Below are 16452 nucleotides of genomic sequence, written 5' to 3' on the forward strand. Positions count from 1 at the left end.
ACGGTACTCAACTGCTTACATCAGACCTGCATCAGGCTGCATCAGACTTGTATTAGGTCTGCATCAGACGGCGCGAAAATCGGTGCGAATTTGCACCACGGTCTGACCTTCAGCTTCGATCGTTAATCCTCATGCTCGATCAGGCATCGTTCTGGAGTATTACCCCCTTTCCTTAGCGCACCTGCTGACCTAATTACCCACTCTCCTCACCACGCTCTCGATCGCCCTCACTAGCTCATCCGGGTCAACGGGCTTCACTAAATGGCGAGCAAACCCAACAGCAAGTGCCTGCTGCTGGTCGAGTTCGCTAGCGTAGGCAGTGAGAGCGATCGCAGGCAAAAAACCATTTTTAAGCACGAGCGATCGAATCTGGCGCATCAGGGTATAGCCATCTATTTCGGGCATTCCGATGTCGCTAATCAGCAAATCAAATTCCGATCGAGCGATCGCCTGAATTGCTGCTTTTGCTGAGCTAACCGCAATTGGAACCGCCCCCGATCGCTTGAGGGTAAAGGCAATGAGGTCACGGGTATCGTTGTCATCGTCCACGACCAGAACGCGCAGTCCAGTGAGGAGATGAGGCGGTGCGGGGGTGGGAAGATGATTTGCTCCCCATCCTGATGTTCTGCTGTCCCCATCTATTTCCCGATCGCCCAGACTTCTCAACAGGGGCAGTGTGACGATAAACGTTGTGCCTTTTCCCTCGCCTTCGCTGGTTGCTTTCACGGTTCCGCCGTGGAGTTCCACCAAATGCCGCACAATCGCCAGCCCCAAGCCCAAGCCGCCAAATTTGCGCGTGGTTGCTCCGTCTTCCTGCCGGAAATAGTCAAACACATGGGGAAGAAAGTGGGGGTGGATGCCTTTTCCGGTATCGGTGACGGTGATTTGGGCGAGGGTGGGAATGGCGGACTGGCAGGGTAGAGAGGAGTCAGAGGAGGTTGTGTCTGCTGCTGTACTCGCTGCACGGTTCTCCAGCTCTCTATCTTTCCCTTTCCTCATTTCCCGATGCTTACTTTCCACCTGCTCTAGCGTGACCTGGATCCTGCCGCCATTCGGCGTGAACTTGACAGCGTTTGAGAGCAAGTTCCAGATCACTTGCTGCAAGCGGTTTGGATCCCCTGAAACACAGGCAGCTATTGGAAGGAGATGGGTTTGAATTTGGATTGATTTTGCTTCGGCGGCAAGGCGCACGGTTTCGATCGCCACTTCGATCGTTTCATTTAAATTCACCTGGCTCACATTCAGGCTGAGCCTGCCGCGCAGAATCCGGGAGACATCGAGCAGGTCTTCGATCAGCTGGGTTTGCAGTTTGGCGTTGCGTTCGATAATTTCAAGGGCGCGATCGGTTGCGGTTTGATCGAGCCGCTGTTCGCGCAGGAGTTTTGACCAGCCCAGAATCGGGTTGAGGGGCGATCGCAGTTCGTGAGACAGCACGGCGAGGAATTCGTCTTTGATCCGGTTGGCGGCTTCTGCCTGGGTGCGGGCAGTTTGCTCGGCGGCGTAGAGGTGTGAGTTTTCGATCGCTACCGATGCCATTTGAGCAAGCTGCATCAAAATATCTTCGTCGGCTGCGGTAAATTCTCCTTCATACTTATCGGAAAGCTGAATCAGACCGAGATTTTTACCATTTCTGCAAATCAGAGGGGCTGCTAGCCAGCCGCGCATCGGCGGATGTTCTTCAGTGTCGCTGCCAGAGTTTTGCCAGCAGGGATGTGCCTCTAGCTCTGCCTGGGTCATGCGAATAGGCTGATTGGTGTTGCAGACGATCGCATAGATGCCTTCTTCGGAGAGATTTGCGGCGTAGTTCTTCCAGTCCCGATACTTTTTTGAGGTGGAGATGTTGTAAACTGCGCCTGCCAGCGTGTCTCCGGTTTTTAGCACGGTGACGGCTTGATGAGCACCGATAATCGATCGCGCCTGAGCCGTGATCACTTGCAGCACTTCTTCGACCGAAAGAACGGCATTCACGGCGAGCGCTGCCTCGGTTAAGCCGCCAAGCTGCTGAGCATACTGCTGGGATTGTGCCAAAAGCCTTTCCCGTTCGGCTGCCTGGTTTTTTTGCTGGGTCACATCGGTCGCCACCCCATCCCAAAGAACTGAGCCATCCGGTTGGCGCTCGGGGCGAAAGGCATACCGCACCCACTTCAGCTTGCCTGACGGTAAGAGATAGCGACCTTCCCAGTGAATGGATTCTCCCGTGGCGATCGAAGTTTCAATCACCTGTTTTAGCTCTTCGCGATCGTCTGGGTGCAGCATTTGCCACAGCACCGTCACATTCTGCTGAATGACTTCGGGTTCTACCTCAAACAGAGTACGGCAGCTCGGACTGATATAGGGCACGGAATCTACGCCCTCGGCAGTGCGAACATAGCGACAGATTGCACCAGGAACATTGTGCGCCAATCGCTGAAATCGGGCTTCGCTCTCGCACAGGGCACGCTGAGTTCGCAAACTTTCGACTGCAAACCAGATGCGATCGGCAACTTCTTCGATCAGGCGAATTTCTGCGGTTGTCCAGGGTCGGGGCTGCGTGTGGCTAAGGCTCAGCACGGCAACCAAATGATTTTGCTTAATCAAAGGGACGGTCAGAGACGATCGCGTTTGTTCTGCCACCAGAGCTTCGCGGAAATGGGCACAGCGTGCATCGGTTGCGACATCTGCGATTGCCACGGTTTGTCCCTGTCTCAAGTCATCCAGATAATCGGAGCCATAGTTTGACATTTGATACTGGGTGGCAGGGTTGATGACGCCGTGACAAATTTGCGGATGAATCATCAGCCATGTTTCGGAAGCATCGACTTCGCCATAAATACAGCGATCGATCTGAAAATAACGGCTTACCAGGGCAGCTGTCACCTGAATTACCTGTTCCGGTTCGCTTAGAAGCCGCATCGAGTCATTCAGTTCCAGCAAAAACTGCTGCTGCTGCTCTAAAGACTTGCGGTTCGTGATGTCGTAAGCACTGCCCAAAATTTGCTTCGGTTGTCCAGTTGCAGTGCGGCTAAAAACCGTATCCCTGCCGCTAAACCATCGCCACTCGCCGTTTCGGTGACGCATTCGGTACTCGTTTTCGAGAAATTCTCCGTGCTGTAGCGACTGAAAGCGGGCGATGTGTTCCGGAAATTTGCTCAGATCCTCTGGGTGAATCAGCAAGGGAAGAAGACGATCGCCCAATTCCTGAATTTCAGCCGGAGTGTAGCGGAGCAATCGATAAATTTGTGAACTGACATAAACGTTGCACTGTTCGATCAAATCATAAATATAGAGGATGCCGGGTGTCGTCTCAGTAATTTGCTGAAGCAGCCATTGCTGTTCTCGCAACTGTTCCGTTCGCTGTCGCTGAATTACATTCTGTCGTTTTACTTCGGTAATATCGCGCAGATAAATCGAAAGTTCTTCCGAGGATGGATAAGCACGTATTTCTAACCAAATCTGAAGCGATGCGATAAATGCTTCAAACTCGATCGATTCAGGATAATTACCTGCTGGTGATCTATCTGCTGGTGATCTATCTGCTGGTGATAATTGACTTTCTTCAACTGCCTGTCGAAGCTGCTGTCTAATTTCTTCGGTGCCAGTTTCCTGAAATACGTCTTGCCATCTCTGACCCACTAACGATTCCGGCGATCGATGCAAAAGCTGCGCGGCGGCAGGGTTCACGTAAAAGATTGTCCAGCTTCCCTGCCCATCTTGCTTGCCAGCAGACAAATCGACTGCGATAAAAGCATCCGTCATTCGTTCTAAAACCTGGCGCGTCTGCGGATGCATTGTTTTAACTGAAGTGGATGAAGCCGATCGCGATTCTCTGCTAAGCCTGGTTTTTTTCGCTTCACCGCTCGTATTGCTCTCGTCGTTCCCGGCATTATTCACAGAGTGATTCACAGTTCTTTCCTCGCTGCTTCTTTTTTGATGCTTCAGGAAAGCGAGAATTGCCAGAAAAGACCGGACGAATTAGTTTGTCCGTGTGGGGGATAAAGCATAAACATAAAACGAGACAGGCTTTTAGCAGTATCGCAAATCTGATGGGAGTTTTGTAACATTATCATCTAAAGGGTTTGCCTTTTTCTCTCTATCGTAAGTAGGAAGCTTCTCCTGTTCCTGTCAGCAATCTATCGGAAAGGTGATGTTCTTACAGAACAGGTTCGATAACTAAGTTGCCCATCCAGATCTTGCAAAACTTCTGTTAAGCCAATCGCTGAAGCCGATCGTCTCAATTCATTTCTGTAACCCCCTCCCACCCGTTTCAAAAGGCTTCTCAAAAGATAGAGGGCGATCGCGTTGCAGTCCGTTTAGCTTAAGGAAATGCGATTAAACCAAAGATAAAACGGAACTGAACGTTTAGAAACGTCTAGAAAACGATCTAGAAACTTAGAAAACGATCGCATCAAAGAATTGCACTGCGAGACTGCGTTTATGGAGAACGAATCGACTGTTCAAACGTTGCCTGCGATGTCACCGCAAACTAATCAAATCTTGCCTAAGTTGGGGCTGGTTTGCATTACGGCATCTAAAGATGTTCGGTTTAAAACAACAACCCGCAAACGGCTGCTGCAACTAGAACCGGAAACCCAGGCGCAAATTTTACGCGAACTCTATGCTGAGAACCTGCGACGATTAAGGGTGGCGATCGAGTTTTGCCACAGCCGCAATATTTCGCTGTATCGTATGGGATCGGGAATGTTTCCCTTTGCAGACGATACGGTAGGAGAAGCCGTTTTACCAGAGTTTGCGGAGCCAATGCGGGCAGTGGGACAGCGGGCAAAACAGCTTGGCGTGCGGCTCGTGCTGCATCCCGATCAGTTTGTGGTGCTCAGCTCCGATCGCCCGGAAGTGATCGAAAACAGCATTAAAATTCTGGCAACCCATGCGCGAGTGATGGATATGCTGGGGCAGCCCCAATCGAACTGGGCGTTAATGAATATCCACGGCGGCAAAGGCGATCGAGCAGAGCGGCTAATCGACACCATTCGCAGCTTGCCGGACAACATTCGATCGCGGCTCACGCTGGAAAACGATGAATATACCTATGATGCCCGCCAGATTTTTGAGATTTGTCAGGCGGCGGGGGTGGCAATGGTATTCGATGCCCACCATCATGTGATTCACGAGCAAGTAGACACCTACGAAGACCCTAGCGTGGCAGAAATGCTGGAAGCGGCTCGCCAAACCTGGACAAACCCTGAATGGCAGTTAGTGCATATTTCTAACGGCGACAAGTTCTTTCGCGATCAGCGTCACAGCGATTACATCACAATCATGCCGAGCTGCTATCGATCGGTTCCCTGGATCGAAATCGAAGCAAAGCAAAAAGAGGAAGCGATCGTCAAACTACAGCAAGAGTGGCTTTATGGTCCGCCCGATGCAATGGTGCAGTATGCGCCCGTGATTCCTGCTGAGCCGATCGACGAATTGATGATCGAGGATGAGCAGCCCGAAGTGATGGAACTATCGGCGGAAATCGAAGAAGCGATCGTTGAGCAAATGGTGTAGCAAATACAAGAAAAACTGATCTCTCTGTAGGTTGATGCTCTTTCGAGGGGAAATTTGTTGAACTGGTAACTGGAGTGATTGTTAGGAACTTAAGCGATGATACGTAAGATTAACATTGGTTTAACAGAAGAGCAGCGTCAAGGCGTAATCGAGCTGCTGAATCAGGATTTGTCGAGTACCTATTTGCTGCTGGTCAAAACCAGAAAATTCCATTGGGACGTGGTTGGTCCTCAGTTCCGCTCTCTGCATCAGATGTGGGATGAGCAGTATCAAATTCTGACGGAAAATATCGATGCCATTGCTGAGCGAATTCGTGCGCTGGGCGGCTACCCGATCGGGACTGCCGCTGGTTTCGTAGAGAAGTCTCTGATCAAAGAAGAGCCGGGTCAAATTCCTTTGGCAACCGACATGGTGCTGCGACTGGTAGATGACCATGAGCAAATTATTCGCAGCTTGCGTGGGCACATCGACCAGTGTGGCGATGACTTTCACGATCAAGGTACAGCTGACTTCCTAACCGCCATTATGGAACAGCACGAAGAAATGGCATGGATGCTGCGCTCCTTTGTTGAAGGTCAGTCGCTTCAGCCAGATGGCTCTGTGTACGGTGACGATCGGATGAAGTCTGCGGCAACGGTGTAGTCAATACACGGCGACGCCAACTTGAAACAGCAAAGTTAAACAGACGGTGATGGTTATTTTACTAAGGCATTATCGCTCTGTGATCAAGTTCGATCGGTCATTCAGTCCCATATTAAGCCACTATTGAGTCACTATTGAGCTGATACTGAGCCGATCGTGGGCCCATACTAAGCCGATATTGAGATAGCGTGAGTCGGACTGCTTGAACATCTAAATTCTTTTCTTTATCCAGGTCTCCTGATCGGTAAGATGAACCATTCAGGAGATTCTTTTTGTTCTGCAAACCGTCCTACATCCTGTTCTGCAAACCGTTTACAAATCGTTTTGCATACTGTTCTACATACCGTTCTGCAAATCGTTTTACACCTTAAGCCGAGACGAAAACTATGCGCGACCCATCTGCAGAAAACCATCCCGCAGAAGATCTTTCAACTAATGACTTGCTCGATGAATATAGCCTGGAAGATGTGATGGAAGCACCCACCGAGGAATTTGATATTTCAGGACTGCCGATCGACGAATTTATCGAGCCGATCGCCGTTCCGCCCGATGGCGCAAAATCGCAGTGAGTCGTTACAATTCATTAAGTTTTCAGCGGTATAAAGCCCTCTTTTCAAGCTAATCTAACGGTGTACTGCCAGAACCCAAGTAGGCTGGAAAGGTAATCCTTCAGTTAACTCTTCGCCTATTGTGAGTCATTCTGGTCAAAATTTAGACGGTGACGTTGAACCATCTTTTGAATCCGCTGCGGATCTATTGAGGATCATTGCTCAACGGCTCGATCGCCTGCAAAGTAATCTGCCTCAGGGTAATTCGTCTGACCCGAACCACTCACTGAATCCGATCGAGGTTGGGAAACAGCTTCAAAATGATGCAGCCGCTCTGCGACAAATTGCCGATCGAGCGCAGTTGTCTGAACACCATTTGCGGCAGATGCAGGAGCGATTTTCTAAAGCCTTTTGCGCCAGTCCAGTCGCGATGTGTATTTCTCGTTTAGCTGATGGCTACTTTGTCGAAGCCAACGATCGCTTTCTGGAATTAGTCGAATATAGTCGCGAAGAATTAATTGGCAAAACCTCGATCGAGCTGAGCATTTTTGAACCACAGGAGCGGGCATTTTTGCTGTCGCTTTTGCTGCATACATCAGAACCAGTCGAATGGTGGTTTCACAGCCGCAGCCGCAAGAAACGACTTGCCCGGATTGCCTCAGAAACGATCGAACTGAACGACGAATTGCACTTGCTGGTGCTGGTTGAAGATATCACCGACTATCGCCGGGTTCAGGCAGACTTGCAGCAGCTTAATGAGGAACTGGAATCGATCGTACAGCAGCGCACTCAGGAATTGCAGGCATCGCAAACGGCACTTCAGAATAGTCAACGTCAGCTTGAAGCTGTTTTAGATAATTCCCCCCTGCTGATATATCTGCTGGATCTAGAAAATCGCCATTTGCTGGTGAACCGTCGCTATGAGGAATTGGTCGGGCGATCGCGGCAGGAGTTGATTGGCTTTTCTGCCGAGTCTGTTTGGGGCAGTGCTCGGGCTGGAACGGGAGATTATCTTGCCGAAACTGTGTTTGAACATCTTCAGCAGGTGCGAGACAGCAGACAGCGAATCGAAGTCGAAGAAGTGCTGTATATCCATCAGCAGCAGTGCGTTTATCTTTCCAACAAGTTTCCCTTATTCGATGATCAGGGCAATCTCTACGCTGTGGGCGGCATTTGTCTAGACATTACCGGGCGGGTGCGGATCGAGGAAGAGCGCAAACAGGCACAGGCAGCCGTGGCACAGCGAGAACGGGAGTATCGCACCCTGGTTGAGAATTCGCCTGATGTAATTATGCGCGTTAACTGGGAAGGACAATTTCTCTATGTCAGTCCCAGTTTTTCGCGTACTTTCGGCGTTCCGCAGCAGGACTGTATTGGCAAAACAAAGGGCGAAATCGGTCTTTCGTCCAACCTCAGCGACTTGTGCTACCCGCAGCTTGAGCCGGTATTCGATTGCCAAGAACCGCAAACGATCGAATTTCCGATTCACACATCGCAAGGTCCACGATTTTATCAGTCGTGGGCGGTTCCAGAACTGGATGAACAGGGAAATGTGATTTCTGCCTTGATTATTGGACGGGATATTACCCAGATCAAGCAGGCAGAACAACGGCTTCAGCAGGCGATCGCCGAGCTAGAGCGAGTCAACCGACTCAAAGATGAATTTCTCAGCACGGTGTCACACGAACTTCGTACGCCCGTTTCTAATATGAAGCTGTCGATGCGGATGCTGGAAGTGGCAATGCAGCGGGCAAACTTTGAACCTGACGCTCGCTTGCTTCAATATCTGTCAATTTTGAACCAGGAATGCGATCGCGAAATTAACTTAATTAACGACCTGCTCGACCTGCAAAAACTAGAAGCTAACAAACGCGAACTGACTCTGGAACCGATCGATCTGGAAAACTGGTTGCCCCGCCTGATCGAACCCTTTCAAGAACGCGCCCAAAACCGTCAGCAGCAGTTGCGGCTTGAGTTGCCCAAGAGCTCTCTGCCAAAGTTGACCAGCGATCCCAGCAGCCTCGATCGCATCCTGGCAGAACTGCTGAACAACGCCTGCAAATACACGCCGCCGGGAGGGCAGATTGTGCTGCAAGCCGCCCTTGACTCGCAAAAGATTCTGCTGACAGTTTGCAATTCAGGCATCAAGATTCCGATCGATGAGCTGCCCCGAATTTTTGACAAGTTCTACCGCGTTCCCAGTACCGATCCCTGGAAGCAGGGCGGCACAGGCTTGGGGCTGGCACTGGTGCAAAAGCTGGTGGAACATTTGCAGGGCGCGATTCAGGTCGAGTCTAGCGCAGCCCAGACTGTATTTACCGTCACGTTACCGCTCAATCTGCCGATCGATATTCTTCCGGTTAGCCAAAATGATTGAGCGATAGACTATGAACTGACCTTCAAAGACAGATCGCCGCCATGTCTGCTTCTCCGTCCGCTTTGTCGAATCCCATACTGAGTGCCGTTCATATTTACCCAATCAAGTCCTGTCGTGGCACAGCAGTCACCTCCGCAGAACTCACGCCCTGGGGCTTGCAGTGGGATCGTCAGTGGATGGTTGTCACGCCCGAAGGCGAGTTTTTGACGCAGCGGACTTTGCCAGAGTTGGCATTAGTGGAACCTGTGATCACTGCAGATTCGCTGTATCTGATGGCTCCTGGACAGCGCGATTTCCTTGTACCTTTGCAGCAGCCTGACTCGGCGGCAGAATCTGCAAAAACAATCAAGGTCAGGGTTTGGGGCGATCAATGTGAAGCGATCGATCAGGGCGAAGCTGTCGCTCAGTGGTTCAGTCGGGCAATGGGTATTCCCTGCCGTCTCGTGCGAATCGGGGCAGGATACGATCGTCCGATTGATGCCAAATATGATCGGGGACAAACGGCTCAGGTCAGTTTTGCCGACGGTTATCCCCTGCTGCTGGTCTCCGAAGCCTCGCTCGATGACCTGAACCGACGACTTGCTGAACCCCTGCCCATGAACCGCTTTCGTCCCAATCTTGTTGTATCGGGCTGTTCTGCCTATGCCGAAGACGAGTGGCAGCAAATCCAGATTCAAAACGTGCCGCTTGATGTTGTGAAGCCCTGTACTCGCTGCATTATCACCACCATCGACCAGGAAACCACCGATCGCGGCAAAGAACCCCTGGCAACGCTGGCAACCTATCGCCGCTGGGAAAATGGCGTCATCTTTGGGCAAAACCTGATTCATCGCAGCAGGGGCACGCTTGCAGTGGGCAGCCCGGTACAGATTCTCGGCTAAGATTTTGGGCTGGAATTTTGGGTTGGTTTGGGCTGAATTGATCGCTTTTGCCATAGCAGCGCAGCCAATTCGACGTAGGATGTGTTAGGCGTAGCCGGGAGCGGCGATGTCCCGGGCACTCACCCCCTACTTCTCAAGCACACGCTCAGGCTGTTACGCTCGCAGTTGTCTTTTTGATTCATGGTCATGGCAAATCCACCCATTCGGATCTGTATTATTCTCGGCACTCGTCCTGAAGCCATTAAACTTGCGCCCGTGATTCGGCAATGTCGAGAGCAGGCTGACTTTGAGACGCAGGTTGTGCTGACCGGGCAGCATCAAGAAATGGTGGCGCAGGTGATGGATTTGTTTGGTCTGCAAGCTGACTACGACTTGGCAATCATGCAGCACGGGCAAACCCTCACCGATATCACCGATCGCACCCTGCGCGGCTTAGATCGCTTCTTCCAAGAAAAGCAGCCGCAGATGGTGCTGGTTCAAGGTGACACGACGACTGCATTTGCGGCAGCTCTGGCAGCGTTCTATCAAAAAATTCCGGTCGGGCACGTCGAAGCGGGACTGCGAACCAACGACTTGTTTAACCCCTACCCTGAAGAAGCGAATCGGCGATTGATTTCCCAGATCACCCAGCTTCACTTCGCACCTACCCAGCTTTCGGTGCAGCACTTAGAGCGATCGAGCGTGATGGGCAAAATTCACCTCACGGGCAACACGGTCATCGATGCGCTGCTCACGGTTGCCGATCGCCAGCCTGCTTGCGATATCTCCGGATTGGACTGGCAAAGTTGTCGAACGATTCTGGCAACGGTGCATCGGCGGGAAAACTGGGGCGAACCCTTGCAGGACATCGCTCACGGCTTCTTGCAAACGCTGGAAAAATTTCCCGACGCTGCCCTGCTGTTGCCCCTGCACCGCAACCCCACCGTACGCGAACCGCTTCAGGCAATCCTGGGCGATCATCCCCGCGTCTTCCTCACCGAACCGCTGGACTATGCAGAACTTGTCGGCGCGATCCAGCGTTCCTATCTGCTGCTTACCGACTCTGGTGGACTGCAAGAAGAAGCTCCTAGTCTGGGCAAGCCGGTGTTGGTGCTGCGCGAAACCACCGAACGTCCAGAGGCGATCGACGCCGGAACCGCCAAGCTAATTGGTACAGCATCCGATCGCATCCTGGAAGAATCGGCAAACCTGCTCAGCAATCCAGTGGCATATCGCACGATGGCAAATGCGGTCAATCCGTTCGGGGATGGTCATGCCGCCGAACGGATCGTGAAAGCCGTGAGAGAGTATTTTCAAGAATGATGCTCTATGTCTCGCGCTCCTTCGCTCTCGGTTGGAGAAGGGCGGGGAGATGAGGGAGTTTAGCCGATCGTGATATTCAGCGTGCCATCGGTTGAGAGTCCGCCATCGCTGACGCTGAAGCCAAAGCTGTCGCTGCGGGTTGCGCTGTCGTACAGAAACACCTGATTCGGATTGTTCAGGCTGTTACCACCGAGCCACATCAGAGTTGAACCCGAAATCGAAGCCGCTCCTTCTTGCACTGCACCACCATCAAGCTGAGCCAGCGCACCCGCCCGATACACAAAGGTCTTCACCTGACCAGGAACGATCGATTGGCCCACAATGTCCGAACCCGACAGCCCGGTCAGCTGAGCATTGCTGGGCAGGCTACCCGTAAGCTGTTGCTCGGTGCGAGTGCCGAGGTTGAACAGGTAAATGCCGTCGGCAGTGCTGCCGCTGGTCTGGTTGCGGATAAAGGCGATCGTGTTTCCGGCAACGATCGCATTCGTATCGTTAAAGACCGCACTGCTGTTAACGTTTTGGGCAGAAATGGGCGAAGTGGGGTTGGTGTTATAGAGAATGTCCGTGTCGCCCGTTGCGCTGTAGCGTCTTTCCCAAACTACCGTGTTGCCTGTGATGCCCTTTAACGTGTCGGCGTAGCTGGCGGCATTGCTGCTTGCCTGAGTCACGGTGCCGCTGCTCAAATCTGCGAAGTAAATGCCGTTATCGCGCAGGAATGCCGCTTTATTTCCAGCTAGCAGGGGTTGATTGTCGCCGTTGCTGGTGCTGTTGTTGAGCGTGCCCGTTGCGCCATTGCTCAGATTATAAAACTGGACGCTGCTCTGATTGCCCGATCGCTTTTGCCATACAACGTGAGAATCCGAAATTTGGGGTGCGGAGTCTGCGCTGCCGTCGTTGGTGAGTTGCAGCGTTTGTCCGGTGCTGCCCTTGTAGAGGTAGATTTCGGCGTTTGCGCCCGCGCCGCTCTGCCAAACCACATTATCACCAGCGATTTGCGGCTTGCTGTCTGTCACTGTGTTGTTGGTGAGCTGCTGCACGCTGCTGCCGTTGAAAAGGAAGATTTCCGAGTCGCCTGTACCGTCTTGAGCTGACCAGACTGCGTTAACACCTGCCGTCTTGAGGCTGTTTGCGTCAATGGTTCCGCTGGCGATCGCCTTTGTCGAATTTTGCTGATAGCTGATGCGGTTGGCATCCAGATCTGCCTGGGTGAAGGTGCTGCCTGCGCTCAGCCGATTGCCGTTGAGGAAGAGGCTACCCAACTTGGGCAAATTCTTCACGGTATAGGTCAAATCTCCTGCGCCCTGCTGGGCATCAATGGCTCGAAGCGAGTTGCGAGAAATCGAAGCCGTACCGCCTCGACCGATCGCAATGCCATTGCTGAAGAGGGAAGGAGCAGTATTGTCTTCCACGCCTGGCTTCACTACAGGTGAGCCGCTCGGACCGTTTGGGCTAGGAATAAAACGATTCACGGCACCCGTACTCATACTGAGCCGATAGCCAGTTGCACTCTGTTTGTTACCCTTGACGCGCAGGAAATAGGTTCCCGGCAGAAGTTCATTGACATTAATCCGTTCTGCCTGTTGTCCAAGACGCTGGGATTTCTGCAACAGCTTTCCTTGACCATCAAACAACGACAAATCGGCGTTTGCTTTCAGTCCTTTCAAATTAGCAGTAAAGCTGCTTCGATTCGTTACATTAAGGCGAAAATCATCGAAGGCATCTCCGCGACCACCAATTCTTTCATTCCATTTTGTAGAGATATTGGAAACTTGGATCGAGCGGGCTTTGAAAAAACGGTTTCCTGTATCTTTTAACATGACGATTTTCAGGGGGCTGCACGTTTGTACATTGATCAACAACAGTAAGCAACGGAAAGTTTCCAGAAGCAATCGCGGAAAACTATTTAAAGCTTCCTTAAAGCACTAGCCGCAATATAAATGAATGATGAAAACCCTGATGTTAGGGGATGGCAAAATCCCCGGAAAGTCGCTCCAGCACTGAGGAGCATTCATCTGTGACACTTTCCATTACTGTCTTAATTCTATTCCAACAAAGCTTGAGAAAAATAAGCTCTGTCACTTGTGAGATATTTTGAAATGTTCTTTAGAGCTACCGTAAAGCTAGGACTTATTCTTTGTTAATTTGCTGAGAGTTTTACTCCTTTTGAGCGATCGTTTAATCAAACAATAAAAAACTCTAAGCCTCAAGATTGAGAGCCTAGAGCCAAAAGATAGAAACGGGTTTCGGATTAGATTTTAAGAGATTGGACAATCTTCAGGACTTGTTATTGTTAGACCACACAGTTGCCCTGGTTCTTTTCTGATAGGTTGTGACGCTTTTTCGACTGTCCTATATCGATCGAAATCGCCCTCTAGCCCTGGATTTAGAAAGCTCGAAGTTCACCATAAAGGGCTACTGTGTCGCCCAATTGCTCGATTCCTGCTCAAACGGCGACCTCAACTGCCTTCTTATGGGCAATGCTGGCGGGAACCGAACCAATCCCGCTGATTTTCAAAGTCCCCCAGCATTCAGAGATTAGCAGGCTGCACAGCCTAGAACGCGAGCAGAATCAACTTGTGGGTACACAGTAGCCAGCCTTGGGGAATTTAGGGGGCTGTCTAACGGGGTCAAACTCAACCCTTTATCCTTAGATTCAGCAGATTCAGCAACGCCAAAAGGGGCTTCCCTTATCTGCTTCCCCATCTAAAGAGACTGTAAAAAGATAACTTTTCTGGGGCCTGGAAATCGCTCACAGAGATCCCTGTTAACGGGTCTAGCGAGGCTGATTCACATACTGTCCGGCAACGCGAAGCGCATCACTGATATCTACATCTCCATCGTGATCGGCATCCAGAAATGCGTTGAGAACCGGATTAGAACCCGCCTGATGCATCGGCGCATTGCCAAAATTAGGGTTCCCCATATTGGGATTACCAAAATTGGAGTTGCCCATATTCGGATTGCCGCCCATTGAGGAATTGGTTGCCCCCGACTTGAGCAGGTTAAGCACCACCGGAACTAGCAGCGGCAGCAAAGACTGAATTATCTGGGGACTCAATCCAGTGCGCTGAGCCATCGCCTGCACCACCTGCGGAATCTGACCCGCCCCAAAAACTGCCTGCACTGCCTGCGGATTGGGCTGCATGCTGCCATATTGATTCACGATCGCCGTCGGATTGCTATAGCCGCCCGCTGCCTGTTGCTGAAGCGACGATCGCACAAAGCCTCCCAGAATTGACATCATTGATTGGGTCTGAGAAGGATTAATCCCCTGCTGATTAGACACCTGCTGCACCGTATTGAGGATGCCGCCAATCTGATCCACATTGCCCTGCTGAGCTGGATTGTTAATCGCACCCAAAATCTGATCAAAAAGTCCCATAGGTTACTCCGCTTACTACAAATTGATTACTGCAAGTCAGTCAAAACAGGCATAACCTTCGAAAGGATAAGGGGTGCAAGGCGATCGACTCATCCCAATAGAGAGATAGATACAGCAATAAAAAGATGGACAGGAAACCTGAATTTCAGTCCTTCCATCCACAAGTTGGGGGTCGTGATCAAACGCCAGGGCAAGCCGCTTTGCCAACCTGCTATCGTTCATACTCACCGTTCAGTCCAACAGGCTCAGGCGGAATTTTTTGGGAGGGCTAGACTTAAATCTGTTGCGCCTGCGTTTTACCTGCTCGTCGTTTTATCTGCTCTTACTCCCTCAACCTGCCCGATCGCCTGCTTCCTATACTGCTCAGCCTGCCTGGACGATTGCTTCATTACATTGTTTGAAGTTTTGCAAGCTTTCACAGATTGGATAAAAGCACTGCTGTAAACTGGATTTCGATTAGAGAACGTCATGATACGGTCACTTCACAAAGTGAGGCAGATTTGCGAACCAAATTTGCAATTCTTTGAGGGTGATTGCAAACCTTTACTCAGTTTGGAGCCGCTATATCAATGTCTCATGCAGTAAAAATCTATGACACCTGCATCGGATGCACCCAGTGCGTTCGTGCATGTCCTACAGATGTTCTGGAGATGGTTCCTTGGGATGGCTGTAAGGCGGGTCAGATTGCTTCGTCTCCTCGGACAGAAGACTGTGTTGGCTGTAAGCGATGCGAAACGGCTTGTCCGACTGACTTTCTTAGCATTCGGGTGTATTTAGGCGCGGAAACTAAGCGCAGTATGGGTCTGGCTTACTAGATACTCTATTACGCCTGCTATCTTTTGCGTTTTTCAATACATCTGGGTCTAATCTTAAGTGGGGGTTTACCCCCTTTTTTTATGGGAACTGTTTTTCTGCAATTGCTATGACTTCTGATTTATGGCTAAAAACTAGCGGAACCTGGATCAACGTTGCCACCATTCTGCTGGGAACTGCCTTTGGACTGCTGCTGAAAGGACGATTGCCGATCGCGATGCAGCGCATTATTACTCAGGGCGTAGGGCTGATCACGCTATTCGTTGGCTCTAGCATGGCAGGCAGCTTTAGCAAAGCCCAAGCAGGGGCGATCGATGGGGTAATTCTCGGCTTAGTCGCACTGGTACTGGGTGGACTGTTAGGAGAAGCGTTGCGGATAGAAACTAACCTTGAAAGAATTGGCAATTGGCTAAAGCACCGTTTTAAGGGGCAGGGTAAGTTTACAGAAGGCTTTGTCGCCGCCAGTCTTTTATTTTGTGTCGGTCCGCTCGCGTTAATCGGCAGCCTCAATAATGGCTTAACCGGAGATAACACCCTGCTTGTGATCAAAGCTTCAATGGATGGACTGGTTTCGATCGCCTTTACCAGCAGCTATGGCATGGGAGTCGGGTTTTCCGCGCTTACCATTCTGATTTACCAGGGAATTTTGTCTCTTGCCGCAGGCGTGCTGGCACTGGTAATTCCCGATCCGGCAACTGCTCCCCCCGTAATGCTTTCTACAGGGGTTGGCGGACTGATGATTTTAGGGCTGGGCTTAAATTTGCTCGAGGTTGCTCAGGTCAAAGTTGCCTCTTTTCTGCCGGGCTTATTTCTTGCCCCATTGCTATACTGGCTTGCCGATCGCCTCACTTAAATTGGCTTGCCGATCGCTTCACTTAGAAGTGCCGATTAATTAAAAAAAATTAATGAAATAAATGGTGGAAAGATGCCTCACCTGAATAGGTCAGTAACCTATCCCACAACAGTGACTGCTAATTGCAGGTTCATTCCCTAAAATTGACCTTAAAATTGGCTTTT

Annotated in this window: 11 protein-coding genes; 8 read left to right on the forward strand and 3 right to left on the reverse strand. The window is 50.9% G+C overall.

The features are described 5' to 3' along the window. Window positions 1–189: 189 nt before the first annotated feature. Entirely contained in the window at window positions 190–3882 is a 3693-nt protein-coding gene (locus NDA02_RS13340) for a PAS domain-containing protein (protein ID WP_348255097.1), read from the reverse strand. A gap of 531 nt (window positions 3883–4413) precedes the next feature. On the opposite strand from NDA02_RS13340, the gene uvsE reads away from it, so the two are divergent. The 6 genes from uvsE (at window position 4414) to wecB (ending at window position 11240) form a co-directional block, all read left to right on the forward strand. Continuing rightward, window positions 4414–5490, forward strand: coding sequence for a UV DNA damage repair endonuclease UvsE (uvsE, locus tag NDA02_RS13345; protein WP_242067479.1), 1077 nt, complete (start codon window positions 4414–4416; stop codon window positions 5488–5490). A gap of 99 nt (window positions 5491–5589) precedes the next feature. Continuing rightward, window positions 5590–6132: a DNA starvation/stationary phase protection protein gene (locus tag NDA02_RS13350; RefSeq protein ID WP_190793367.1), complete on the forward strand. Its 543-nt coding sequence runs from the start codon at window positions 5590–5592 to the stop codon at window positions 6130–6132. A gap of 386 nt (window positions 6133–6518) precedes the next feature. Beyond that, complete coding sequence (locus tag NDA02_RS13355) at window positions 6519–6701, forward strand: hypothetical protein (RefSeq protein WP_190793364.1); 183 nt, start codon at window positions 6519–6521, stop codon at window positions 6699–6701. 121 nt (window positions 6702–6822) lie between these two features. Next, window positions 6823–9057, forward strand: a complete 2235-nt coding sequence (locus NDA02_RS13360) for a PAS domain-containing sensor histidine kinase (RefSeq protein WP_190793363.1) — start codon at window positions 6823–6825, stop codon at window positions 9055–9057. Between the two features lie 41 nt (window positions 9058–9098). Next, window positions 9099–9938 (forward strand): MOSC N-terminal beta barrel domain-containing protein, encoded by an 840-nt coding sequence (locus tag NDA02_RS13365; RefSeq protein WP_199296709.1) that lies wholly within the window; start codon window positions 9099–9101, stop codon window positions 9936–9938. Between the two features lie 186 nt (window positions 9939–10124). After that, the gene (wecB, locus tag NDA02_RS13370; RefSeq protein WP_190793362.1) at window positions 10125–11240 is read left to right on the forward strand and encodes a UDP-N-acetylglucosamine 2-epimerase (non-hydrolyzing); all 1116 of its coding nucleotides are present in this window, start codon (window positions 10125–10127) and stop codon (window positions 11238–11240) included. Between the two features lie 59 nt (window positions 11241–11299). Here wecB and NDA02_RS13375 read toward each other — a convergent pair whose 3' ends face one another. After that, window positions 11300–13057, reverse strand: coding sequence for a cadherin-like domain-containing protein (locus NDA02_RS13375; protein WP_190793361.1), 1758 nt, complete (start codon window positions 13055–13057; stop codon window positions 11300–11302). Window positions 13058–14013: 956 nt separating this feature from the next. Further along, a complete protein-coding gene (locus NDA02_RS13380) occupies window positions 14014–14622 on the reverse strand; it encodes a DUF937 domain-containing protein (RefSeq protein WP_348255100.1) in 609 nt (202 codons plus the stop codon). A 569-nt stretch (window positions 14623–15191) separates the two neighbouring features. Here NDA02_RS13380 and psaC point away from each other — a divergent pair. Together psaC and NDA02_RS13390 are read left to right on the forward strand one after the other, a co-directional pair. Further along, window positions 15192–15437, forward strand: coding sequence for a photosystem I iron-sulfur center protein PsaC (gene psaC / locus NDA02_RS13385; RefSeq protein WP_348247639.1), 246 nt, complete (start codon window positions 15192–15194; stop codon window positions 15435–15437). A gap of 107 nt (window positions 15438–15544) precedes the next feature. Continuing rightward, window positions 15545–16288, forward strand: a complete 744-nt coding sequence (locus NDA02_RS13390) for a DUF554 domain-containing protein (protein ID WP_348255102.1) — start codon at window positions 15545–15547, stop codon at window positions 16286–16288. The last annotated feature ends 164 nt before the right edge of the window (window positions 16289–16452 follow it).

Origin of the sequence: Leptolyngbya sp. ST-U4, assembly GCF_039962215.1 — a bacterium.
Classification (GTDB): Bacteria; Cyanobacteriota; Cyanobacteriia; order Elainellales; family Elainellaceae; genus Leptolyngbya_A.